The sequence below is a fragment of the Streptomyces sp. NPDC002181 genome (genome assembly GCF_042890485.1).
Lineage (GTDB): Bacteria > Actinomycetota > Actinomycetes > Streptomycetales > Streptomycetaceae > Streptomyces.
Genome location: NZ_JBIASC010000018.1, coordinates 30755 through 51509 on the forward strand (window position 1 = coordinate 30755; position 20755 = coordinate 51509).

Annotated in this window: 22 protein-coding genes and 1 riboswitch; of the genes, 13 read left to right on the top strand and 9 right to left on the bottom strand. The window is 73.0% G+C overall.

Translation table 11 applies throughout. The features are described 5' to 3' along the window. Positions 1-42: 42 nt before the first annotated feature. The 3 genes from ACFYXV_RS31590 to ACFYXV_RS31600 all read left to right on the top strand — a co-directional run bounded on the left by ACFYXV_RS31590 (position 43) and on the right by ACFYXV_RS31600 (position 2678). Complete coding sequence (locus ACFYXV_RS31590; RefSeq protein ID WP_389384793.1) at positions 43-1134, top strand: branched-chain amino acid aminotransferase; 1092 nt, start codon at positions 43-45, stop codon at positions 1132-1134. Between the two features lie 143 nt (positions 1135-1277). After that, complete coding sequence (gene trpD / locus ACFYXV_RS31595; protein WP_389384743.1) at positions 1278-2354, top strand: anthranilate phosphoribosyltransferase; 1077 nt, start codon at positions 1278-1280, stop codon at positions 2352-2354. Positions 2355-2486: 132 nt separating this feature from the next. Next, complete coding sequence (locus ACFYXV_RS31600; protein WP_383346313.1) at positions 2487-2678, top strand: hypothetical protein; 192 nt, start codon at positions 2487-2489, stop codon at positions 2676-2678. Between the two features lie 68 nt (positions 2679-2746). Here ACFYXV_RS31600 and ACFYXV_RS31605 read toward each other — a convergent pair whose 3' ends face one another. Both ACFYXV_RS31605 and ACFYXV_RS31610 read right to left on the bottom strand, forming a co-directional pair. Next, positions 2747-3592 carry an SDR family oxidoreductase gene (locus tag ACFYXV_RS31605; protein ID WP_389384744.1) on the bottom strand — a complete coding sequence of 282 codons (846 nt, stop codon included), beginning with the start codon at positions 3590-3592 and terminating at the stop codon, positions 2747-2749. Positions 3593-3816: 224 nt separating this feature from the next. Continuing rightward, entirely contained in the window at positions 3817-4032 is a 216-nt protein-coding gene (locus ACFYXV_RS31610) for a hypothetical protein (RefSeq protein WP_383346347.1), read from the bottom strand. Between the two features lie 123 nt (positions 4033-4155). Next, positions 4156-4218: riboswitch (guanidine-III (ykkC-III) riboswitch) on the top strand. A 76-nt stretch (positions 4219-4294) separates the two neighbouring features. On the opposite strand from ACFYXV_RS31610, the gene ACFYXV_RS31615 reads away from it, so the two are divergent. The 4 genes from ACFYXV_RS31615 (at position 4295) to ACFYXV_RS31630 (ending at position 7535) form a co-directional block, all read left to right on the top strand. Beyond that, positions 4295-4747: an Ohr family peroxiredoxin gene (locus tag ACFYXV_RS31615; protein ID WP_383494233.1), complete on the top strand. Its 453-nt coding sequence runs from the start codon at positions 4295-4297 to the stop codon at positions 4745-4747. Then, positions 4734-5237 carry a hypothetical protein gene (locus ACFYXV_RS31620; RefSeq protein WP_389384745.1) on the top strand — a complete coding sequence of 168 codons (504 nt, stop codon included), beginning with the start codon at positions 4734-4736 and terminating at the stop codon, positions 5235-5237. Before ACFYXV_RS31615 ends, ACFYXV_RS31620 begins: the two co-directional genes overlap by 14 nt. Positions 5238-5612: 375 nt before the next feature. Next, positions 5613-6524, top strand: coding sequence for a DUF3626 domain-containing protein (locus ACFYXV_RS31625; RefSeq protein WP_389384746.1), 912 nt, complete (start codon positions 5613-5615; stop codon positions 6522-6524). A 93-nt stretch (positions 6525-6617) separates the two neighbouring features. Further along, positions 6618-7535 carry a DUF6891 domain-containing protein gene (locus ACFYXV_RS31630; protein ID WP_389384747.1) on the top strand — a complete coding sequence of 306 codons (918 nt, stop codon included), beginning with the start codon at positions 6618-6620 and terminating at the stop codon, positions 7533-7535. Here ACFYXV_RS31630 and ACFYXV_RS31635 read toward each other — a convergent pair. Further along, positions 7532-8077, bottom strand: coding sequence for a hypothetical protein (locus tag ACFYXV_RS31635; RefSeq protein WP_389384748.1), 546 nt, complete (start codon positions 8075-8077; stop codon positions 7532-7534). The genes ACFYXV_RS31630 and ACFYXV_RS31635 overlap by 4 nt on opposite strands. Before the next feature lie 159 nt (positions 8078-8236). Here ACFYXV_RS31635 and ACFYXV_RS31640 point away from each other — a divergent pair, with 159 nt between their 5' ends. Continuing rightward, positions 8237-9745, top strand: a complete 1509-nt coding sequence (locus ACFYXV_RS31640; RefSeq protein ID WP_389384749.1) for a DUF4246 domain-containing protein — start codon at positions 8237-8239, stop codon at positions 9743-9745. Between the two features lie 73 nt (positions 9746-9818). Here the strand turns inward: ACFYXV_RS31640 and ACFYXV_RS31645 are convergent, their stop codons facing one another. Continuing rightward, complete coding sequence (locus tag ACFYXV_RS31645; protein ID WP_389384750.1) at positions 9819-10520, bottom strand: response regulator; 702 nt, start codon at positions 10518-10520, stop codon at positions 9819-9821. Beyond that, on the bottom strand, positions 10517-11716 hold the full coding sequence (locus ACFYXV_RS31650; RefSeq protein ID WP_389384751.1) for a sensor histidine kinase: 1200 nt from the start codon (positions 11714-11716) through the stop codon (positions 10517-10519). The genes ACFYXV_RS31645 and ACFYXV_RS31650 overlap by 4 nt, the downstream gene beginning before the upstream one ends. A gap of 261 nt (positions 11717-11977) precedes the next feature. Between ACFYXV_RS31650 and ACFYXV_RS31655 the strand changes: the two genes are divergently transcribed. Next, positions 11978-12349: a peptidoglycan-binding protein gene (locus ACFYXV_RS31655; RefSeq protein ID WP_383346289.1), complete on the top strand. Its 372-nt coding sequence runs from the start codon at positions 11978-11980 to the stop codon at positions 12347-12349. Between the two features lie 160 nt (positions 12350-12509). Here the strand turns inward: ACFYXV_RS31655 and ACFYXV_RS31660 are convergent, their stop codons facing one another. Continuing rightward, positions 12510-13607 (bottom strand): hypothetical protein, encoded by a 1098-nt coding sequence (locus ACFYXV_RS31660; RefSeq protein WP_389384752.1) that lies wholly within the window; start codon positions 13605-13607, stop codon positions 12510-12512. A gap of 56 nt (positions 13608-13663) precedes the next feature. After that, a complete protein-coding gene (locus ACFYXV_RS31665) occupies positions 13664-14368 on the bottom strand; it encodes an SDR family oxidoreductase (protein ID WP_389384753.1) in 705 nt (234 codons plus the stop codon). A gap of 125 nt (positions 14369-14493) precedes the next feature. Between ACFYXV_RS31665 and ACFYXV_RS31670 the strand changes: the two genes are divergently transcribed. The 4 genes from ACFYXV_RS31670 to ACFYXV_RS31685 all read left to right on the top strand — a co-directional run bounded on the left by ACFYXV_RS31670 (position 14494) and on the right by ACFYXV_RS31685 (position 19031). Further along, positions 14494-15066, top strand: coding sequence for a TetR/AcrR family transcriptional regulator (locus ACFYXV_RS31670; protein ID WP_385463410.1), 573 nt, complete (start codon positions 14494-14496; stop codon positions 15064-15066). Between the two features lie 215 nt (positions 15067-15281). Continuing rightward, positions 15282-16595: a YhgE/Pip domain-containing protein gene (locus tag ACFYXV_RS31675; protein WP_389384794.1), complete on the top strand. Its 1314-nt coding sequence runs from the start codon at positions 15282-15284 to the stop codon at positions 16593-16595. A gap of 58 nt (positions 16596-16653) precedes the next feature. Next, positions 16654-17028 carry a VOC family protein gene (locus ACFYXV_RS31680; RefSeq protein ID WP_383346275.1) on the top strand — a complete coding sequence of 125 codons (375 nt, stop codon included), beginning with the start codon at positions 16654-16656 and terminating at the stop codon, positions 17026-17028. Positions 17029-17396: 368 nt separating this feature from the next. Further along, positions 17397-19031 (top strand): sigma-70 family RNA polymerase sigma factor, encoded by a 1635-nt coding sequence (locus ACFYXV_RS31685; protein WP_385463417.1) that lies wholly within the window; start codon positions 17397-17399, stop codon positions 19029-19031. Between the two features lie 62 nt (positions 19032-19093). Here the strand turns inward: ACFYXV_RS31685 and ACFYXV_RS31690 are convergent, their stop codons facing one another. Then, positions 19094-19705, bottom strand: coding sequence for a TetR/AcrR family transcriptional regulator (locus tag ACFYXV_RS31690; protein WP_385463420.1), 612 nt, complete (start codon positions 19703-19705; stop codon positions 19094-19096). Between the two features lie 120 nt (positions 19706-19825). After that, on the bottom strand, positions 19826-20686 hold the full coding sequence (locus ACFYXV_RS31695; protein WP_389384754.1) for a 3-hydroxybutyryl-CoA dehydrogenase: 861 nt from the start codon (positions 20684-20686) through the stop codon (positions 19826-19828). Positions 20687-20755: the final 69 nt, after the last annotated feature.

Below are 20755 nucleotides of genomic sequence, written 5' to 3' on the forward strand. Positions count from 1 at the left end.
ACCTCCGTGGATTCCGGAGTGGATCCCGCCTTGGATCCCGCCGTGAGGTCCGTCTTCCCGCTCGTGCGCACCGCGCACCCCGTGTCCGAGACCGAGCGCGCCGCCATCCTGGCCGCACCGGCCTTCGGCCGGTACTTCACCGACCACATGGCCTCGGCCACGTGGACGCCCGAGGCCGGCTGGCACGACCGGGGCGTGGGTGCCCTGAAGCCGTTCTCCCTGCACCCGGGCGCGGCCGTGCTGCACTACGCACAGGAGATCTTCGAGGGGCTCAAGGCGTACCGGCACGCGGACGGCAGCGTCTGGCTCTTCCGGCCCGAGGCCAACGCCCGCCGCTTCGCACGCTCGGCGCTGCGCATGGGTCTTCCACCGCTGCCCGAGGAGGACTTCCTCGCGAGCGTGGAGGGTTTGGTACGCGCGGACGAGGCGTGGGTGCCGGTGGCGACGGGCGAGGAGAGCCTCTACCTCAGGCCGTTCATGTTCGCCTCCGAGGTCTTCCTCGGGATGCGGCCGTCCCACAGCGTTCGGTACTGCGCCATCGCGTCGCCCGCGCAGCCGTTCTTCGGCCCGGTCGTGGGCGGCCTGACCCTGTGGGTGAGCACCTCGTACACCCGGGCGGCCAGGGGCGGGACGGGCGCCGCGAAGTGCGGCGGCAACTACGGCGCGAGTCTCGCCGCCCAGGCCGATGCCCAGCGGCACGGCTGCGATCAGGTCCTCTACCTGGACGGCGCGGGCGAGGAGGGCTGCATCGAGGAGTCCGGGGCCATGAACCTCTTCCTGGTCACCTCCGCCGGCGAGCTGATCACGCCCGCCGCGCTCGGCACCATCCTGGAGGGTGTCACCCGTGACACGGTCCTGGCCCTGGCTTCCGAGTTCGGCCTCAAGGCCGTCGAACGACCCGTCGCCTTCGCGGAGTTCAGGGAGGGCATCGCGGACGGGACCGTGACCGAGGTGTTCGCGGCGGGCACGGCGGCCGTACTGACCCCGGTCAGCGGCATCAAGGGCGAGGGGTACGAGCTGACGGTGGGCGACGGCACCCCGGGCGCGCACACGTCCGCGCTGCGCGCGAGGGTCCTCGACATCCAGTACGGCCGTGCCGAGGACCCGTACGGCTGGATGCGCCGGGTGGTGTGAGGCCGCACTGACGGACGGCGGAGGCCACGGGCCGGAGCGGGCGGCGCACGTCCGCCTCGGTACGCTGGCCCTCGCAGCCCCGTCATCCGTCGTCGAACACGATCCGGCAAGCAGTGCCTCCGCGCCACACCGAGGGGAACCCCGTGACCGCACCCGCCGTCCGCACCTGGCCACAGCTCCTCGCCGCGCTCCTGCGCCGCGAGGACCTGACCGCGGACGACACCCGATGGGCCATGGGCGAGGTCATGAACGACGCCCACGAGGCCGCCGCGTTCGCGGGCTTCCTCGTCGCGTTGCGCGCCAAGGGCGAGACGGCGGCGGAGATCTCCGGCCTGCTCGACGCGCTCATGGACCGGGTCGTTCCCCTGCCCGTCGACGGGCGGGACGTCGTCGACATCGTCGGCACCGGGGGCGACGGCGCGCACACCGTGAACATCTCCACCATGGCGGCGATCGTCACCGCCGCGGCCGGGGTGAGGGTGGTGAAGCACGGGGGACGCTCCGTCTCCAGCAAGAGCGGCTCCGCCGACGTGCTGGAAGCCCTCGGCATTCCGCTGTACCTCGGCGCCGGGCAGGTCGCCCGGTGCGTCGGCGAGCTGGGCATCGGCTTCACCTTCGCCCCCGCCTTCCACCAGGGCCTCAAGCACGCCGCGCCGGTCCGGCGCGTCCTGGGTGTGCCCACCGCGATCAACTACCTCGCTCCGCTGACCAACCCCGCCCGTCCCGGAGCCGCCCTGGTCGGCTGCTCCAACCTCCAGCTCGCCCCCGTACTGGCCTCCGTGCTGGCCGGGCGCGGCACCAGGGCCCTGGTGGTGCGCGGCCTCGACGGTCTCGACGAGATCACCACCGCGGCCCCCACCGAGGTGTGGGCGACCGGCGAGAACGGCAGCGTCGGCAGGACCACCATCGACACCCTCCGCTTCGGCCTGGCCCGCCCGATGCCGGATGCGCTGCGCGGCGGCGACGCCGCCTACAACGCGGCAGCCGTGCACACCGTGCTCGGCGGCGCGCCCGGCGCGGCCCGCGACGCGGTCCTCGCGAACGCCGCGGGCGCCCTGGCCACGCACGGCGCCGACCTCAAGGGTGGCGTCGCGGCCTCGTTCGAGGACGCCTTCGCCGACGGCCTGGACCGGGCCCGCGCCGCGGTGGACGGCGGCGCCGCCGCCGGCCTGCTCCGCCGCTGGGTGAAGCTCGCCTCTTCGCTGGGCGATCCCGCCTGACCTGCGAGGCACGGGATGCCCAGCGCGGCACGGGCGCAAACCTCAGAACTGGTAACACTCCGTGTTTAGTTACCGGAGATCCGGTAACAAGCAGTAGTGAAAGCCAGTCAATACCCGGCGAAAGGCAGGAACATGAACCTCGTTGCCGTGCTCATCCTCGTCGTGGCCCTCGTGCTCGTCGGTCTGCTGATCGCGGCCCCCAGCGCCACCGTCCGGCACAACCCCTTCCCGGGCCGCCGGGCGCGGGCCGCCCACCGCCGCTCGGGCGCTGCCCGTTCGACCCGCGTACCCGGTCAGCGCGATGTCCGGCACCACGCGCGCTGACCCCGGACGCCGTACCTGCTGCGGCCCTCGCGGCCGCCCGCGTCCGACCACACCCGCACGCCCCTCCGTCAGACCGGCGGTGGGGGCGGGGGCGGGCCCTGTGCGAGGATCCGCGCTGCGGCGAACTCCTCGCGGGAGGCCTGCTCCGCCAGGTCCAGGTAGCCGTACGCGTCCTCGCCCACGGGTATCCGCAGGGGTGTCGGGCCCTGGGCCGCGACGATGTCGAGAACCCGTTCGGCGAAGTCCTCGGGGCGTCCCGTCTCGGGATTCTCCGCGAGACCGCGGGCACCGTCGAGCATCTCGCGGTTGGTCACGTCGTAGACCGGGATCCGGCGCCGCGCCTCCGTCATGGACGTGCCGTAGCGCGTGGCGAACATGCCCGGCTCCACCACCGTGACGCGGATGTTGTGCGGGGCGGCCTCGATGGCAAGCGCCTGGCTCATGCCCTCCAGGGCGTGCTTGCCGGCGACGTAGGCACCCAGGCCCGGGAAGGCGATGCGGCCGACCACGGAGGAGATGTTGACGACGTGGCCGTGGCCCTGGGCCCGCATCAGCGGCAGGACGAGCCGCGTGAGCCGCCACGGGCCCACGACCAAGGTCTCCAGCTGGTCGCGCAGTTCGGCGTCCGACACTTCCTCGACCGCACCGAACAGTCCGATGCCCGCGTTGTTGACGAGGATGTCGATGCCGCCGAGACGGTCGGTGGCTCTGCGGACGGCCTCCTCGCAGGAAGCGGCGTCCCGCAGTTCGAGGGGGACCGGGAGGATGCGGCCGGGCCAGGCGTCGGCGAGGGCCTCCAGGTCGGCGGTCTTGCGGGCGGTGACGGCCAGTTCGTCCCCGGCCCGGGCCGCGGCCGAGGCCAGAGCGTGTCCGAGGCCGGAGGAGCATCCCGTGAGCAGCCAGCGTCGTCCCATCGTTACCCCCGTGACGAGCGAGTGTGCGGACCGTGGTGGTGACCGTCATGGTCAGGGGGCGACGCCCCGCGGTCATCCCCTCCCGCGGGGGCGTGCGGAGGCGCGCGGGCGCACGGACGGGCGCGCACGGCGCCGCCGCCGCAGGCCGCGCCGTGCCGCCGACGGATCCCGGCGGGGTCGCGGCAGGGTCGCGCCGGGACCGCGGCGGCCCGACGGTCGACCGGTCAGACGGCTTCGGTAGCGAAGAGCTCCAGGTGGGCGCAGTGCGGGCAGCGGTACGCCTCGATGCGCCGCCGGGGCCTGCCCAGCCGTTTGGCCCCGCCGAACAGGCCGCGTTCCAGCGGCCCGGCGATCCACCGCGCGTACCCCCGGGCGCCCTCCCCCGCGTCCTCGACGAAACCCGGCTCCAGGCCGCCGCCACCGCAGTACGTACATCGCATCGCGTCCACGGGGCGAGTGTACGAAGCGGCCCGGCCGTGCCGCAGCGGGCGGCCGGACCGGCAAGGGGTGAGGAAGTTCACCGCGGGGGACGCCCCGGGCGACGGACGGCATTGCTAGATTGTCCGGCGGCCGGTCCAAGGCCCCGGACGAGATGCGCCGTACCCGGTTACGCACGACGACGCGAGAGGTGCCGCACGCGCGGCGCCGCCCCGCTGTCCGCGCCCGGGCAGCGTCCTCGTCGAGCAAGATGGGCCCAACGCCATGACCGTGCCACTCACCCGCACCCTGTACCGGACCACCGCGCACGCCGCCGGGGGACGCACCGGATCCGTCTCCACGGACGACGGACGCCTGGACGTCCGCCTCGCCCCGCCGCGCAAGAAGGTCCCCGGCACGACCAATCCCGAGCAGCTGTTCGCGGCCGGATTCGCCGCCTGCTTCACCTCCGCGCTCGCCGAGGTCGCCGCCGAGTTCGGGGCGGACGCCTCCGCCGCACGCGTGGCCTGCGAGGTGCGGCTCGGCACCACGGACACGCCCGCCGGCTACGGCCTCGCGGTGGCGCTGACCGTCAGCCTGCCCGGGTGGCGGGCGGCGGACCTCCAGCCCCTGCTGCACCGGGCGGACGCGGTCTGCCCGTACGCGCAGGCCGTACGGGGCAACGTACCGCTGACCCTGGTGGCCGTGGAGGAGCACGCAGCCGATGACCACGCCTGAGCCCGGGCCGGGCCGGGCCTCCGGACGCCTGCCGGATCTGCCGGATCTGCCGGATCTGCCGGATCTGCCGGATCTGCCTAAGGGCCCCGGGGTCCCGGTGCCCGGGCACGGCGCGTGGCTGCGGCGCGGCATCAGCCGCGACGGCGGACCCCTCGTCGAGGACCGCGAGGTGGTGTGGCTGCAGGCCGGGGCGTACTACGCCGACAGCCGGGGCTTCGCCGGTACGACGTCCTTCGACGGCACCCGGGTCCACTTCCACCACCTCACCGGCGAGCCCGGCGAGGACGCGGGCACGTTCCGGTGGGACGGCGCGAACCTCGTCGAGCGGGGCACCAACCCCGACGGCGGCACCTTCCTGGAGATCTGGACCCCGCTGCCCACCGACGAGGGGCCCTGCGGTTCCTGGTCCGGTCCGGACCACCACGTGGTGCGCGTCGGCCGCCACGTGGTGCACGTCGATGCGCGTGCCGGATCGTACTGGCGGCTGTAGCCCGCCGGTCCGCGCGGCGCGGGCGGGCGCCGATCCAGGGGCCGCATGACCGGTCAGGCCCGGGGCACCCGTGCGACGCTCGATCCGGCCTGGTCGCCCGCGTCGCCGGCGTCACCCGCGGGCATCTGCGCCGCCTCGACGTGTGCCAGTGCGTAGCGCAGGGGGCCCGCGCCTCGCTCCGGCCTCGCTGTGCCGGTGGGTGGCCAGGGCCTCGTCACGCAGCGCGCCTGCGCCAGTCCGGCACCCGGCGGCCACCGGTGGCCGGCGACGAAGCCCACCTACGACGGCAAGGGCCACTACTGGATGGGCGTACGGGCGTACTGTCGGCGGAAAATCCGCGTGCGCCCCTCCCTCACGTTGCGAAACACTGTGCGAATGAGCAGCGCAGCCGCACAGACAGCACGGGAACGGGCCCTTCGTCATGTCGCGGGACTGGCGTCGGGCCCTCCCGTGGACCCGGCGCTGCGGGTGACCCTCAACTTCCACCCGGACCGTCTGCTGCACGGCAAGCCGATCCTGGAGGCCCTGGCCGAGGACGGCGTCTACCGCTCGCAGTTCGTCACGGGGACCAGCAACGGAGGGCTGACCGCGCATCCCGGTGGCGACCGGTGGCGCTGGGAGAGCCGGATCTTCGACGGGGCGTACGACGAGGGCGGCGCTCATGAGCGGCCCGTCTACGGGGCGTTGAACTTCCGCCGCAAGCCGGCCGGCGGGGCGCCGCGGTTCGGCTCCGCCCACTTCCGGCTGACTGCCGAGACACTGGCGCGGACCACCTTCTGCTATCCGGACAGCTTTCTGGAGCCCTCGGATTTCGGCGTCGCGGCCCGCATGGGGCTCCTGGAGCTCGCCCTCGCCGATGAGCAGGACGAGCTCGACGACTACATCGAGGCCCAGGTACACGGGCCGGTCCGGCCGCACGCCCACGTGGAGGCGCTGGTACTGGACCCCTGCTACCGGGGCACGGCGGTCGAGGCAGCCGCTCTGCGTCTCGGCTGCCCGGTGGAATGGCACCCCGGCTTCCGGCTCGGGGTCGAAGAGCTCCGGCGTCACCCCGGCTACCGGGGCCGGGAGTACGTCGACTTGGGCACGGAGCTGGCGGTCGACGGGGTACTCGACCCCCGGATCGTCGGAGATGCCGCACGTACCGACCGCCATGACGCCCAGGCGGTCAAGAAGGTGTGGCACTACCTGGCGCGCTTCGGCGCGTCCTGGAACGCGGCACCCGGCTCCGCGACCGGCACGCCTCCGCGCCACGGGGAGCATTCGCGCGGCCTCCGGTCTGGATGAGGGCCGCCGAGCCCGTGCCGAAGCGCCGGCCGGCGGCTGGTGCGCCACAGGGCCCCGGAGCCCGTTGTCAGTAGGGTGTGCCAGAGTCTGCGCATGCTGGAGATCGTGGTGAAGACGGAGAACGGGGAGCGGCACGTCATGCTTCCCGCCGAGGAGCTGGCCGGGCTGGTCGAGCGGATCGGTGGTGCCGGCGACCGGTTCCTGGTGGTCCAACGGATACCCGACCTGCCTGACGTCTTCGCCCAGGTCTGGCACGAGGCCGGTGGTGACTACACGCTGGAGTACCGCGACGGTTCCGCCGACCGGCACTTCCGGACGCCCGCCGAGGATCCCCGGACCGTGGTCGCGGCACTCACCGGGTGGGCTCGCCGGGAGGCCGGATGGAACGGCCGTCTGGCCTGGTCGCCTGTGGACATGGGCCCCGCCCCTCAAGTGCCGCCCCTCGACCTCGACGAAGAGGAGCGCGCGACGCTGGAGGAGCGCGTCCGCGAAGTGCTCGTCGGTGGGTTCGCCTCCCGCGCCGAACTGGCCGAGGTGGCCGAGGAGTACCTGGTCACCCGGGACCGCCGGCCCGTCTCGCACGCGCAGGCACGGGCGCTGGCCGACCGGTTGTGGCTGGAGCGGGTCGCGGAGCAGGCCGCATGGCAGGGCGAGACCGACCCGGAACGACTTGCCCGCGCGTTCACCGCCCTCCAGGCCGCCGGGATCACCGCCCGTGAGAACTTCACCTGTTGTCGTGGCTGCGGCGATTCCGAGATCGGCGGCGAAGCCGGTCCCGGCGCCCGCGGCTTCGTCTACTTCCACACCCAGTGCACGGACTCCGCAGCAGCCGGCCACGGACTGACGCTGCTCTACGGCGGCTTCGACGGTTCGTCGCAGACCACTGAGTCCATCGGCCACGAGGTCATGGCCGCCGTGGCGGCGGCGGGCCTGCAGGCTGAATGGGACGGCGACCCCGGCCGGGCCATCACCGTCACTCCCCTCACCTGGCGGCGCCGTCTGATCGGCTAGGCCGTCGGCTGACGCGCAGCGGGGGCGGATCGAGCCGTTTGGCCCTCGCCTCGCAGGTGCCGCGAGCAGGCAGCGGCCTGGTTCGCCGCCTCGTCGAGTTCAGGTGGCATCGCGGTCAGGTCCGTCAGCCATTCGACGGGAACCTCTGTGTGATCCGGACCCCACCGCCACAGGGTTCTCCCCTGTGTGCCGGGGGAGCCGACCGATGCGAAGGACGGTATCCGCCCACCTGGCTGGACCAGAACGACGGCCTCGCCGTCCTCGGGTACGGTGCCGCCCATGACCATGCCCTCCTCGTGCAGGAACAGGTAGGCAAGGCGCAGCTCGTCGCCCGGCACCCGGAACTGGCCGATGAACACGAGGGGCTCGCCCGAACGCGGATGCACCGGCCAGGCCGGTCCGTCCAGCCAGACCGGCTGCCCACCGAACTTCGACACCGGTTCCGTGACCGGTTCGCGCGCGGTCAGGAGGGACATCCGCAGCCGCGGCAGGAAGGCCGCATCGTAGGGGCCCGCGGCCCGGCCCGTCGGTTCGGAGATCACGCCGCCGACGCTACGTCACCCCACCGACGGCACCCAGGGCGGGTGGTCTCCTTTGATCACGCCTGACCTGCAAGATCCGAACGAGGCGGCCTGGTCGCGGTGTCAGTCTGCTCCCGTATTCTTCCGGCCACCGCACACCGACGCGAAGGATCCAGAGAATTGTCCGGCCTGTCTGCTTTCCCGCTGCCCTTCCACTCATCCCGGTCCATAGCGTTCGCGACACCCCGGACGTTGCGGGAGCTCCAGATGATGCAGTGCAGCTCGCACATTCGGGCGAAGCCGGGGTGGTTCGACAAGATGAACGACGCCGACGTCGTCGCCAGGTGGACGCGGGAAGCGGTCGCCCAGGGCCTCACCGAAGCGCAGGTGCGCTACGTGCTTGCCGAACTCGCGCACTACGCGGCGCTGCGGGACGAACGGACCGGTGTCGAGGTGTCCGCCGTCGACGGGGTGTGGCAGTCTGACACGCTGGTCGACGATGGGCTCAGGTCCCGGCTGCGCGAGGCGGTCCGTGTTCTGGAACAGGTCCCCGAAGCGGAGCGGGACTGGCACCCCGGTTCCGGCGGCCAGGTACTGGATCTGGTTCATCCCTCGCTGTTCTGCCTGGTGAGAGAGGTGAGCGGCGCGCCCGAGCGTGCTTGGCACAATCCGACGGACCGCTATTCGAGGTACGAGTTCTCGGAGAGGTTCCAGTGGCTGCCCACGGACGTCGACGTCAGCGACGACGGTGACGTCGCCTTCCGTTCGTACGTCAACAACGTCCACCCCGAGCTTCACCGCGAACTGGCGGCCGTCCTGCCGGACCTGTTCGCGCGCATGCGTCCGCTGCTGGAGAACGTGCTCACCGATCTGCGCCATCCGCGGCCCCCGCGCATCGAGGCCGACCCCTACGGGTGGTACGACTCGGAACCGGAGTACCCGGAGAAGTCCTCCTACGGCGATGACGAGGCCTACGCGGAAGCCCGCCGCGCGTGGGAAGCAGCCCAGGACGACTGGTGGGAGAACCGCCGCCCGGTCATCCCGGACGCCCCGGCCTTCACCCCGCCCGAGCTGCCCGACCCGTCCGGACGGGTCGACCTGCGCGGCCGCCGCCTCCAGGTCATCGCCAAGCTCGCCACCCTTCATCTCACCCCGGACAAGCCGGAGTACCCCGGCGGTTCCTGGCACGTCGAGGGGATGCTGAACGAGCGGATCGTCTCGACGGGCATCTACTACTGGGACAGCGAGAACATCACGGAAAGCCGGCTGGGTTTCCGGGCGGCACTCGACGACCCGAACTACGAACAGAACGACGACAACGGTCTGCGCGAGGTCTACGGCCTGGAGGACGAGGACGCGCTGAACCAGGTACTGGGGTCCACATCGACCCCGGCCGGCCGCTGTCTGGCGTTCCCGAACGTCCTGCAGCACCGCGTCAGCCCGTTCCGCCTCGCGGACGCCACCCGCCCGGGGCACCGCAAGATCCTGGCGTTCTTCCTCGTCGACCCGTCGGAAAGAATCGTCTCGACGTCCGACGTACCGCCGCAGCAGCCCTGGTCCGACACCTCGACCATGACGCTCGAACAGGCGAAGGAGCACCGCGAAGAACTCATGCGGGAACGCAAGTTCTTCGTCGACGAACACAACGAGCAGCTCTACGAACGGGAATTCTCCCTCTGCGAGCACTGATGTCGCGACCGGCCGACCCGTCGGCCGGATGGAGGTGGCGGACCCGGTCCGGCGTCGCCGCGGCCGGCGCTCCTCAGGTGTTCCGGCCGGGGACCACCAGCCCGCTCTCGTACGCCGTCACCACCGCCTGGGCCCGGCTCTCCAGGCCCAGCTTCGTCATCGTCCGGCTCAGGTGGCTCTTGACCGTGCCCTCGGTGATGAACAGCCGCCAGGCGATCTCGGCGTTGGCCAGGCCCTGTCCGACCAGCTCCAGCACCTCGATCTCCCGGCCCGTCAGCGCGTCCAGTCCCGCCGCCCCGGCCCTGGCGGCGTCGCAGGCGCCCTCGCCGCCCGCGCGGGTGGCGAAGGCCTCCACGAGGCGCCGGGTCACCGTCGGTGCGAAGAGGGCGTCGCCGCTGCCGACGGCGGTGATGGCGGCCAGTAACCGCTGGGGGCCCGAGTCCTTCAGCAGGAAGCCGGAGGCCCCTGCCTTCAGCGCCCCGTACACGTACTCGTCCAGGTCGAACGTGGTCAGGATCAGCACGCGGGGTGCCGGGGGCGGGGTCTGCGCGAGGATCCGCTCCGTGGCGGCGATCCCGTCCATGCGCGGCATCCGGATGTCCATCAAGATCACGTCGGGGCGGGTACGGGCGGCGAGCTCGACCGCCTCGGCGCCGTCCGTGGCCTCACCGACGACCTCGAAGCCCTCCGCCACCTCCAGCAGGCCCACGAGCCCGGCCCGGATGAGGAACTGGTCGTCGGCCACGAGCACCCTCAAGGCTCCGGTTCCCGTCATCCCGGGCGACCGTCCCCGCGCGGCGGTGCGGTCCGGGCGGAGGTCGGCAGCGTGAGGCACACGGCATAGCCCCCTTCGCTGCACGGGCCGGTGCTGATCGTTCCTCCGTAGAGCTTGGCCCGCTCCCGCATGCCGATCAACCCGTTCCCGCTCCCCTGTGCCAACTTGGCCGGAAGGGGGCGGCCGCCCGCGCCGTCGTCGGTCACGGTGACCGACAGGTGCGTGGGCCGGTAGTCGAGGGACACCGTCACGCGGGCGCCCGGGGCGTGTTTGAGTACGTTGGTCAGCGCCTCCTGCGTCACCCGGTACGCACACAGCTCCACGCCGGGTGCCAGGGCTCGCGCGTCGCCCGTGATCCGCAGGTCCACCGGAACGCCGGCGGCCCTCACCCGTTCGGCCATCTCCGCCAGCCGTGACAGGCCCGGCATCGGAGCGTCCCGGCCCGAGGCCTCCGGGCCGGCCCCGCCGTCCGGGTGCTCGCGGTCGGTGTCCCTCAACAGGTCGAGCATGCGCCGCAGTTCGTCCAGGGCCTCGGCGCTGGTTTCCTGGATGGTGGACAGGGCCGTCCGGGCCGTGCGGGGCGCCGAGTCGAAGACGTACCCGGCCAGACCCGCCTGGATCGAGATCACGGACATGTGGTGGGCCACGATGTCGTGCAGTTCCCGTGCGATGCGCGCACGTTCCTCCGCGACGTGGCGGCGGGCCCGTTCGTCCCGCTCGCGCCGTAGCTGGCGGGCCAGTTCGGCCGACCGGCGGGCCACCAGCCCGAACCGCCACAGCACGGCCGGGAAGACCACGGCCTGCGCGAGCACGGTCGCCATGGAACCGCCCGGACCGTTTCCCAGCAGTCCCGCGTAGACCCAGACCGCCCCCATGAGGGCGGCGCAGGCCGCCGAGGTGCGGACCGGGCAGAGCGCGGCCACGGTGTACACCGCGAGCATGGGACCGAAGCAGGTGACCACCGGCCAGTACCCGGCGGTGATGTACACGACCCACATCAGCTGGGTGAACAGGCAGACCGCGACCGGCGCCCTGGTCCGCACGGCCACCGGCACCGTCACCAGCCCGACGAGCAGGTACGCGGCGAGGTCCAGGGGCGGCCAGCCCTGGGCGACCGCCTCCCGGCCCAGCAGCACGGCCACACCCGTCTGCGCGAGGGCCGTCAGCACGTCCGTGGTGGAGGGGCGGATCCGCATCGCCGCAGCCTAGCCGGGACGGGCGCGGACCGGCCTCCCCCTCGCGTACTCCGCCCTCGGTTGGGGAAGTGGCCTTCCTGCACCGGAGGTTGAGAAGGAGATCCATCCAGCACGGGACGACCGGACGGGGCCGCGGACCGTAGTTTCATGCCTCGGCAGCACGGGACCGGCCGACCACCGGTCCCGCACACCAGGACAGCGGGCCACTCGGGGACGTCCACGGGGGAACGGCCCGCACCGAACGAAGGACGGAACACAGCCATGCTCGTCAGCAAGCGTCTCGCGCTCCTCGTCGCCTCCACTGCCCTGTGCACCGGTGTCGCCCTGGCCCCGCCGGCCGCGGCGGCCACGAACTCCGGTACGTCGGTGACCGGTTCGCGCGGCTGCAATCACACCGACTCCCAGCCCATCCTCAGCCGGGGATCCAAGGGCGCTGCGGTCAGGCAGGCCCAGTGTCTGCTCAAGACCTGGAACGTGAACATCGGCCCGTCCGGCGTCGACGGCGACTTCGGCCCCGACACCGACCGCGCCGTGCGCGAGTTCCAGCGCCGGGTGAAGGACATGTGCCACATGCCCGTCGACGGCATCGTCGGCGCCAAGACCTGGAGCGCCCTGAAGAACCCGGTCTGCTGACCGGGGGCGGGCGGGCCACCGGCCCGGCCCCGCCTCACGCAGTCCCCGGGCCCCGGTCCGCGCGGTCGTCGTCCGACGCGTGCGGGCCGGGCCCCGGCCGTGCCGGGCCCCGGCTGGATGAGACGGCCGGATGGGACGGCCGGATGGGACGGCCGGAACGTCAGGCAGTCGCGGGAGTACGGCGCAGGCGGGTCCGGAGGCGGGTCCGCAGCCCGACCAGCAGCGCGGCGGTCACGGCCCAGGCGGCCAGCGTCACGAGCGGGCCCGTGGCGTGCGCGCCGTGGAAGTAGCTCAGGTCGGTGATGGCGCGTACGGCCGCCCCCGGCGGCAGGAGCGCCGAGACGGCGTGTGCGGCCGGCGGCAGGAGGTCCGCGCTGATGGCGGCGCCGCTGGTGGAGTTGCCCACGGTGAGCAGCAGCAGGGTCGCCGCGGGCACCCCGACGGGGCCGAGGTACGTACCCAGCAGCTTGGTGGCGAATGCGGCCGCGGCGGCCAGCAGGGTGAGGGTGAAGGCCAGCGGGACGACGGGGGCGGGTACGGCGCCCAGGACGGGCCCGGCGAGGACGGCGGCCACGGTCCCGACGGCGGCGGAGACGGCGGCCAGCAGCCAGAACCGGTGGCGCAGGCGGAGCAGACCGGCGAGGCCCAGGGCGTTCTGGGCGAGGACGAACCCTGCCAGCGTCACGCCGAAGGCCAGGTAGAAGCCGGCCAGCCCGCGCGCGTCGTAGCGGGTCAGGGGCACGACGTCCCGGGTGGCGACCTGCCGGCCAGCGCCCTCGGCATAGGCGCCGACGAGGCTTTTGACGGCCGCGGTGGTGGACGGGCCGTAGGCTCCGGCGAGCTCCAGGTTCAGCCGGCCTCCGGGGCCCTCGCCGAGCGCGGCCGAGACCTCGTGACGCTCCAGGGCCCGGCGGGCGGACGCGGCGTCGGCGGCCGGATGCACCTCGATGCCGTCGCCGAGCGCCCCCTTCATCCGGTCGGCGAGTTGCCGTCCGGAGACGGCTATGGGGACGTGGTGGGGCCGGGGGTCGCGCTGCAGGCCGATGTAGCAGCCGATGAAGGCGACGGCCAGGACCAGCGCGATCACCGCCGGCTGGAGCCAGGCCCGTACGGGCGGTCGGCGGCGGGCGCCGCCGGCGGGCGGGGCCGGCGCTCCGGCCACTGCCGCGGGCACGGGTACGGCCCCGGGGACAGGGGCGGGCACGGACGCGGGTACGGCCCCGGGGACGGTCGCGGCGGATGTGACGGTGGTTTCCATGGAGGGTCTTTCCTGGTCCGGTCCGGCGGGGGCGGACCTCGGGCGGACGGTACGGGTCAGACGGCGGACGCGACGCGGCCGAGCCCCTGCCTGACGCTGCGGGTGAGGTCGTCGGCGAGGACTTCCCGCGCCCCTGCGGCCAGGCCGTCGAGGGCGAGGGCGGCGACGAGGGCGGGGTCGGTCTTCTGACCGGCCGGAATCGCGGCGGCCATGTCGGTGTCCATGTAGCCGACGTGCAGCGCGGTGACCGCGATGCCTCGCGGGGCCAGCTCCTCGCGGATCGCGTCGGTCATCGCCCATCCGGCGGCCTTGGCGGCGGCGTAGGCCCCGACTCCGGCCGGGTGGAACCAGGACAGGACGGACAGGACGTTCAGGACGGCGCCGCCCCCGTTGCCCTCGATGACCGGGGCGAAGGCCCGGGTGGCGGCCAGCGGACCGAAGAAGTTCGTGTCCATCTCCAGCCGCACCGCGTCCCAGTCGCCCGCGACCAGCGGGGTGCCCGTCGAGATCCCGGCGTTGTTGACGAGCAGGGTGGCGTCCGAGGCGGTGCGGGCGGCCTCCCGGACCGACCGCGGGTCGGTGAGGTCCAGACGCAGCGGTACGACGCCGGGCAGGTCCACCGACTCGGGTCGGCGGGCGGTGGCGTAGACCTTGGCCCCGCGCTCCACGAGCTGGGCCGCGAGATGGCGGCCCAGGCCCCGGTTGGCTCCGGTGACCACGGCGACCGCGCGGTCCAGTTCGACGGCCTCGTTCAGTTCCATGACATCTCCCAAGGGGTGGGGCGGCGGGCCGGGGGTGCACACCCCCGATCCTATTTAGATTACATCCATAATCTATATCCGGGAGTAGGATAGATGCCAGTCGTCATCCAAACGAGGAGGTGCCCATGGGCCGCGTATCGCAGGCGCAGGCGCAGGAGAACCGCAAGCGGGTCGTCGAGATGGCCTCGCACCTCTTTCGCGAACAGGGCACGAGCGTGAGCGTCGCCGACCTGATGAAGGCGGCCGGCCTGACCCACGGCGGCTTCTACAAGCAGTTCGACTCCAAGGAGGCCCTCATCGACGAGGCCGTCTCGCACGCTTTCGGGGAACTGGCCGAACGGCGCGCGACCACCCTGGAGAACAGCGACGGCGAGCGCTCCGCGGCCCAGCGGGCGATGATCGACGGCTACCTGTCCCCCCGGCACCGGGACTCCCCCGCCACGGGCTGCCCGGCCGCCGGGCTGGCCACCGACATGGCCCGTGACCCCGGCGACCGCGGGGCGCACCGCGCCTACGCCGACGGCGTGTCCGACTTCGCCGACTGGCTCGCCACCGACGGCCCGGACCGGAGCAGGGACGGCATCGTCCGGCTGTGCACGATGCTCGGCGCGGTCGTACTGGCCCGGGCGACCAAGGATTCCCCGCTCTCCGACGAGATCCTTGAGGCCGCCCGGGCCGCCCTGACCCCTGCGCCCTGACGCGAAGGAAGTCCGCTCGCCGGGAGGCACCGCGTACGCGCGCCGCGCCGCTTCCGCCGCCGCTTCCGGCGCCGGGCCTCCGGTGAGCCTCCGGACACCTCCGCGCGCGACGGCCCATGCTTGCCAGCACAGGTACCTTCCGGACACGGATGGTGACTGTCCGCGTACGCCGCTTCGGTGTCGCCGCGAACTCGCCGAGAACCATGGACGCCGACATGAACCACCGCGACGACACCCCTTCCGTGACCGCCGCCGGGGCCCGGGCTTCGGCGCTGCTCCGCCTCCCGAAGCTGTGGGTGGTGCCCACGGTGCTGACCGGGCTGCTCGCCCTGCTGCTGTCGCTGCTGTACATGGGCGGCATCGTCAACCCGAACCGCAGCCTGCGGGACCTTCCCATCGGCATCGTCAACGCGGACACGGGCGGGCCGCTGCCCGGACAGCAGCAGAACGTGGGGACCCGGATCACCGAGGCCGTGACCGCCGGCGACCCGTCCGGCAAGGTCCAGTGGCGCCGGCTCACCCAGGCCCAGGCGCAGGACCAGCTCGCCTCCGCCAAGATCTACGGCGCCCTGGTCATCCCCGCCGACTTCACCGATTCCGTGGCCGCACTCACCACCGGCACCGCCAAGGTCCGGCCGACGATCACGGTGCTCACCAACCCCGGCATGGGGAGCATCGGCTCGTCCCTGGCCGAGCGGACCAGCACGGCGGCGGCCCGGCAGTCCTCGAAGATCATCGGCGAACAACTCACCGCCTCCCCCGCCACCGCGCAAGCCGACCCCACGACGCGCCTGCTGCTGGCCGACCCCGTGCAGGTCGTCAGCCGGATCGGCCATCCCGTCGGCACCAACAGCGGGCTGGGCCTGAGCGCGTTCTACTACACCCTGCTGCTGGTACTCAGCGGATTCCTGGGCGGCAACCTCATCAACACGGGCGTGGACACCGCCCTCGGCTACGCCGACAGCGAGGTCGGCCCCTGGCACACCCGCCGCCCCACCGTGCCGATCAGCCGCACCCAGACGCTGCTGCTGAAAGTGGTCATGACGGCCGTGATCACGGTGCTGACCACCACGCTGGTCATGGTGGCCACGATCTTGATCCTCGGGATGGACGCCGTCCACATCCCGCTGCTGTGGATCTACTCCTACTGCGCGGGCCTCGCGGTGGGCCTGGGCGTCCAGGCGATCAACGCGGCGTTCGGCGGGATCGGCCAGCTCGTGTCCATGTTCGTGTTCATCGCGCTGGGCCTGCCGTCGTCGGGTGCCACCGTCCCGCTCCAGGCCGTCCCCGGCTTCTACCGCTTCCTGTCCCTCTTCGAACCCATGCGCCAGCTCAGCGACGGAGTGCGCGCCATCCTCTTCTTCGACGCGCGCGCCGACGCCGGTCTCACCCGCGCATGGACCATGATCGCCGTCGGTACCGTCCTCGCCCTGCTCCTCGGATTCGGGATGACCCGCTTCTACGAGCGCAGGGGCCTGGAACGCATGACACCCCAGCCCAGCGGAGGCAGCCGGCCGCCGGGCACGTGACGCCGACCGCGGAACGTCGTACCGGCGGAGCGACAAAACGGACTGCTAGCGTGAGCCAATGATCACCGGCGCTCACACGATCATCTACGCAGCCGACGCCGAAGCGGCCCGTGCGTTCTTCCGCGATGTGCTCGGGTTCCCGTACGTCGACGCCGGAGGCGGCTGGCTCGTCTTCAAGTCCCCGCCGGGCGAACTGGCCGTCCATCCCACCGACCCCCACGCCGCCGGCGTCACCGAACTCTTCCTGCTGTGCGACGACCTCGCCGCCACGGTCACACAGCTGCGGGCCAAGGGCGTCGAGTTCACCACCGGCATCACCGAACAGCGCTGGGGCTCGGTCACCACCCTGGCCGTGCCGGGCGCGGGCACGGTGGGGCTGTACCAGCCGAAACACGACACCGCGTACGACCTCGACCGGCCCGCGACGGGCTGACCCGTGACGGGCTGACCCACGAGCTGACCCACGACAGGCCGACCCGCGACGCACCCGTCGACGACGCGCTCGGGCACCGGCCGTGCCGAGCGGAACGGGCAGGGTCCCGCGGTACTGCACTCACGCCTCCCGGCCTGTCGTCGGTCTTGCTGCACGTGGGGGACGGCGTGGCCGCGGGACGGTCCCGCCACTTTGCCAATCCTTTGCTGAACTCGTGTCAGGTCGGACGGCGTCGGGGCGCCCGGTTGCCCACAGGCCTTGAGAGCGTGCACACTTGCGCGAATTCCGGCCGGGCGCAGCGTCGCACCCCACTGCCCACCTGCCTGGCATTCGCCGTGCCGGCCATCAGCAAGTCAACGGGAGCAAGGTTGAGCACATCGGGAACTGCCCGCCGGCAGGATCTCCACGACCTCAGCGACGCACAGCTCTGCGCGCTGCTTCGCGAGCGCGACTCGGCGTCAGGTGCCGATCTCAGCGACGTGATGGGCGAGGTGTTCGCCCGTCACCACGACGCCGTACTCGCCTACGCCCGCACCTGCTGCCGCGATCTGGCCACGGCCGGCGACCTGGCGGCCGAGGCCTTCGCCCGCACCTACCGGGCCGTCGCGTGGGGTACCGGCCCCGAGTACGTCTGGCGGCCGTACCTGCTGACGTGCGTGCGCCGGGTGGCGGCCGAATGGGCCCGCCGCGGCGCCCGCACGCAGCTGTCGGACGACTTCGACACGTGGGCCGCCGGCCTGACGGGCGACCAGGACGTCGAGGAGGTCACCCTGTCGGCGGAGGAGGGCTCCCTGGTGCTGCGGGCGTACCGGTCTCTGCCGGAGCGCTGGCAGGCCGTGCTGTGGCACGCGGTCGTCGAGGACGAGCCCGCGGCCGAGACCGCACGGCGCCTCGGCATATCCGCGGGTGGCGTCGGTTCGCTGGCGGCGCGCGCCCGCGAGGGCCTGCGCGAGGCGTACCTGCGCGCCCACCTGGACGAGAGCGCGAGCGACGAGTGCCGCCACTACGGCGGCCTGCTCGCCGCCGCGCTGCGCCGACCGGGCAAGCGCGTCACCCGGGACCTGGGACGTCACCTGCGGGCCTGCGACGGCTGCGGGCGGGCCGAGCGTGATCTGCGAGCGGTCAACAACCGGCTGGGCGCGCTGCTGCCCGCCGGAATCCTGCTGTGGCACCCCGCCTCCTCCGCACTGACCGCCGGCGTGCACGGCGCCCACCACCTCGCCGCGGCCAAGGTGGTGGGGCTCAAGGCGGCCGCGGCGCGCCTCGGCGCGCCGAAGTGGACCGCGGCGGCGGCCGTCGCGGGTACGACGCTCACCGCGTTCGTCCTGCTGCCGGCCGAGGACCGGACCGAACGGGCCGCCCCGATGCCCGCGGTCACGAGCCCGAACCCGGGCCCGGTCCCGGAGGCCGACCCGTACCTGCTGCCGGGGCCGGCGGACTCGGCGCCTCCCGTCGTGACCATCGGCGCCCCCATGTCGGCAGTCGCCGCCACGTCGGCCCCCGCCACTCCCGGGCCTTCCCCCGCGCGGCCCTCGCAGAGCCCCGCCCCCACCGGGGTGCCGTTGGTCAACACCGCTTCGGGGCTGTGCGTCGGCTTCGCCGGCCGGGGTTCCGAAGGACCGCTGCAGCTCCAGCCGTGCACCGGCGGAGCCTCCCAGGGCTGGGAGCGCCTGCCGGCCGGGCAGGGCGCGTACCAGTTCCGGAACACGGGCACCGGCAGCTGCCTCGACGGAACCACCGCCGGCGGGAACGTCGTCGACGTCACCCTGCGCGCCTGCCGCTCGGACACCGGCCGTGGGACGCAGCTCTGGAGGTCCGAGGCGGTCGGACGGTCCGGCGCCTTCCGGCTCTGGTTCGTGCCGCCGGTCCAGAAGAGCGACTACGCCGACCACCTGCTGGGCCCGCGCAACTGGCCCAAGTCCGATCCCCCGCACCGGGGTTCGGCTCTGGTGCAACTGCCCAATTACTACTGGTCCGCCAATTTCCTCTTCACCCTGGGATGACGACCGCACGCGCGGGGCCGCGGCACCGCGGGCGCCCGGTCCCCCGCCCGCGGGGAGGGGTGTCACACCTCCGGAAAGTCCGGGGCGGTCCCGAGGAGGGGGGCGATGGCCCGCCAGATCGTCGACCGGGCCGTGGCGAGGTCGACCCGGGGGTCATCCAGCATCAGGCGGATCCCGAGACCGTCGCAGAGGGCCAGGACCAGCGTGCTGACCGCGGCGACGTCACACTCGGCGAACTCGCCTGACCGGATGCCCCGTTCGACGGCCCCGCCGACCCAGGTGTGGAGCTGGTCGTACAGGTCCACGGCGAGGTGACGGGCCGTCTGGTCACGCAGCGCGCGCACCCACAGCTCCTGCCAGAGCTTCCAGTCCTGGCGCAGGTCCGCGTCGCTCGGCAGCATGCTGCGCAGGATGCGGGCCAGGACGACCGCGGCCGGGGTCGTGTCGCCTCCGTCCTCGGCGTCCGTGCCGGTCTGGGCGAAGGAATGCGTCATGGCCTCGGCGAAGAGCTTCTCGCGGGTGTCGAAGTGGTAGTGCAGCAACGCCTTCGAAACCCCGGCGTGTTCGGCGACCTTGCGCATGCTGACGTTCTCGAAGCCGATGTCGGCGATGACTTCGCACGCGGCCTTGAGGATGCGCTCGCGCGTCTCCAGTGCACGCTCGGCCTTGGTCACGTTGGCTACTCCCCGTGTCGGCGCCCGCAGGGCGGGTGGGTGGTCGGGTCCGGCTGCCGGCCGCCAGACCCTCATCCTCGCGCATCGCGCCCCCTGGTACCGGCCGTCGGGGCGCACCGGTCAGGGGTACGTGTGGAAGCCCCGGCCCGTCTTGCGGCCGAGCAGGCCGGCGTCCACCATCCGGGCGAGCAGCGGCGGCGGAGCGTACGACGGTTCCCGGTACTCCGCGTACATGGACCGTGCGATGGCCTGTACGGTGTCCAGCCCGATGAGGTCGGCCAGCGCGAGCGGCCCCAGCGGGTGGGCGCAGCCGAGGGTCATGCCCCGGTCGATGTCCTCGGCGGAGGCGGTCCGGGACTCCGCCATGCGCACCGCGGCCAGCAGGTACGGCACGAGGAGGGCGTTCACGATGAAGCCGGCCCGGTCCTGGGCACGGACGACGTGCTTGCCCAGGGCCTCGGAGGCGAAGGCGTGGGCGCGCCGCGCGGTCTCCTCGTCGGTGACCAGGGAGGGCACCAGCTCGACCAGGGGGAGCACGGGGACGGGATTGAAGAAGTGGAGTCCGACCACCTGGCCGGGTCGCGAGGTGGCGGCCGCGAGCCGGATGACGGGTATCGAGGAGGTGTTCGTGGCGAGCACGGCGTCCCGGCGCTCCACCACCGAGTCGAGCCGGGCGAACACCTCCAGCTTGGCCCGCTCGTCCTCCGCCACCGCCTCGACCACGAGGTCCCGGTCCGCCAACCGGGCCATGTCCGTGGTCATGGTGATCCGGCCGGCCGCGGCGTCGCGTTCGGCCGCGGTCAGTTTCCCGGTGTCGGCGGCGCGCGCCAGGGAGCGCGTGATCCGCTCCAGGCCGGCGGCCGCGGCCGTCCCGCTCGTCTCCACCACCACGATCTCGCGGCCCGCGCGGGCGCAGACCTCGGCGATGCCGGATCCCATCAGGCCGCAGCCCACGATCCCGACCCGTTCCACATCGGTCATCGGTTCTCCCTTCACACGCAGGATTGGTGCCGTACGCGGCGGCGGCGGTCCGGGCCCGGCTCCTGACCC

Bases quoted from the DNA above. Each gene is read 5' to 3' on its own strand.
- ACFYXV_RS31610 (WP_383346347.1), bottom strand. From the start codon at position 4,032: ATGCGATGTACGTACTGCGGTGGCGGCGGCCTGGAGCCGGGTTTCGTC.
- ACFYXV_RS31620 (WP_389384745.1), top strand. From the start codon at position 4,734: ATGACCACGCCTGAGCCCGGGCCGGGCCGGGCCTCCGGACGCCTGCCG.
- ACFYXV_RS31605 (WP_389384744.1), bottom strand. From the start codon at position 3,592: ATGGGACGACGCTGGCTGCTCACGGGATGCTCCTCCGGCCTCGGACAC.
- ACFYXV_RS31615 (WP_383494233.1), top strand. From the start codon at position 4,295: ATGACCGTGCCACTCACCCGCACCCTGTACCGGACCACCGCGCACGCC.
- ACFYXV_RS31660 (WP_389384752.1), bottom strand. From the start codon at position 13,607: ATGGAAACCACCGTCACATCCGCCGCGACCGTCCCCGGGGCCGTACCC.
- ACFYXV_RS31650 (WP_389384751.1), bottom strand. From the start codon at position 11,716: ATGCGGATCCGCCCCTCCACCACGGACGTGCTGACGGCCCTCGCGCAG.
- ACFYXV_RS31675 (WP_389384794.1), top strand. From the start codon at position 15,282: ATGAACCACCGCGACGACACCCCTTCCGTGACCGCCGCCGGGGCCCGG.
- ACFYXV_RS31680 (WP_383346275.1), top strand. From the start codon at position 16,654: ATGATCACCGGCGCTCACACGATCATCTACGCAGCCGACGCCGAAGCG.
- ACFYXV_RS31645 (WP_389384750.1), bottom strand. From the start codon at position 10,520: ATGACGGGAACCGGAGCCTTGAGGGTGCTCGTGGCCGACGACCAGTTC.
- ACFYXV_RS31695 (WP_389384754.1), bottom strand. From the start codon at position 20,686: ATGACCGATGTGGAACGGGTCGGGATCGTGGGCTGCGGCCTGATGGGA.
- ACFYXV_RS31655 (WP_383346289.1), top strand. From the start codon at position 11,978: ATGCTCGTCAGCAAGCGTCTCGCGCTCCTCGTCGCCTCCACTGCCCTG.
- ACFYXV_RS31625 (WP_389384746.1), top strand. From the start codon at position 5,613: ATGAGCAGCGCAGCCGCACAGACAGCACGGGAACGGGCCCTTCGTCAT.
- ACFYXV_RS31665 (WP_389384753.1), bottom strand. From the start codon at position 14,368: ATGGAACTGAACGAGGCCGTCGAACTGGACCGCGCGGTCGCCGTGGTC.
- ACFYXV_RS31670 (WP_385463410.1), top strand. From the start codon at position 14,494: ATGGGCCGCGTATCGCAGGCGCAGGCGCAGGAGAACCGCAAGCGGGTC.
- ACFYXV_RS31600 (WP_383346313.1), top strand. From the start codon at position 2,487: ATGAACCTCGTTGCCGTGCTCATCCTCGTCGTGGCCCTCGTGCTCGTC.
- ACFYXV_RS31630 (WP_389384747.1), top strand. From the start codon at position 6,618: ATGCTGGAGATCGTGGTGAAGACGGAGAACGGGGAGCGGCACGTCATG.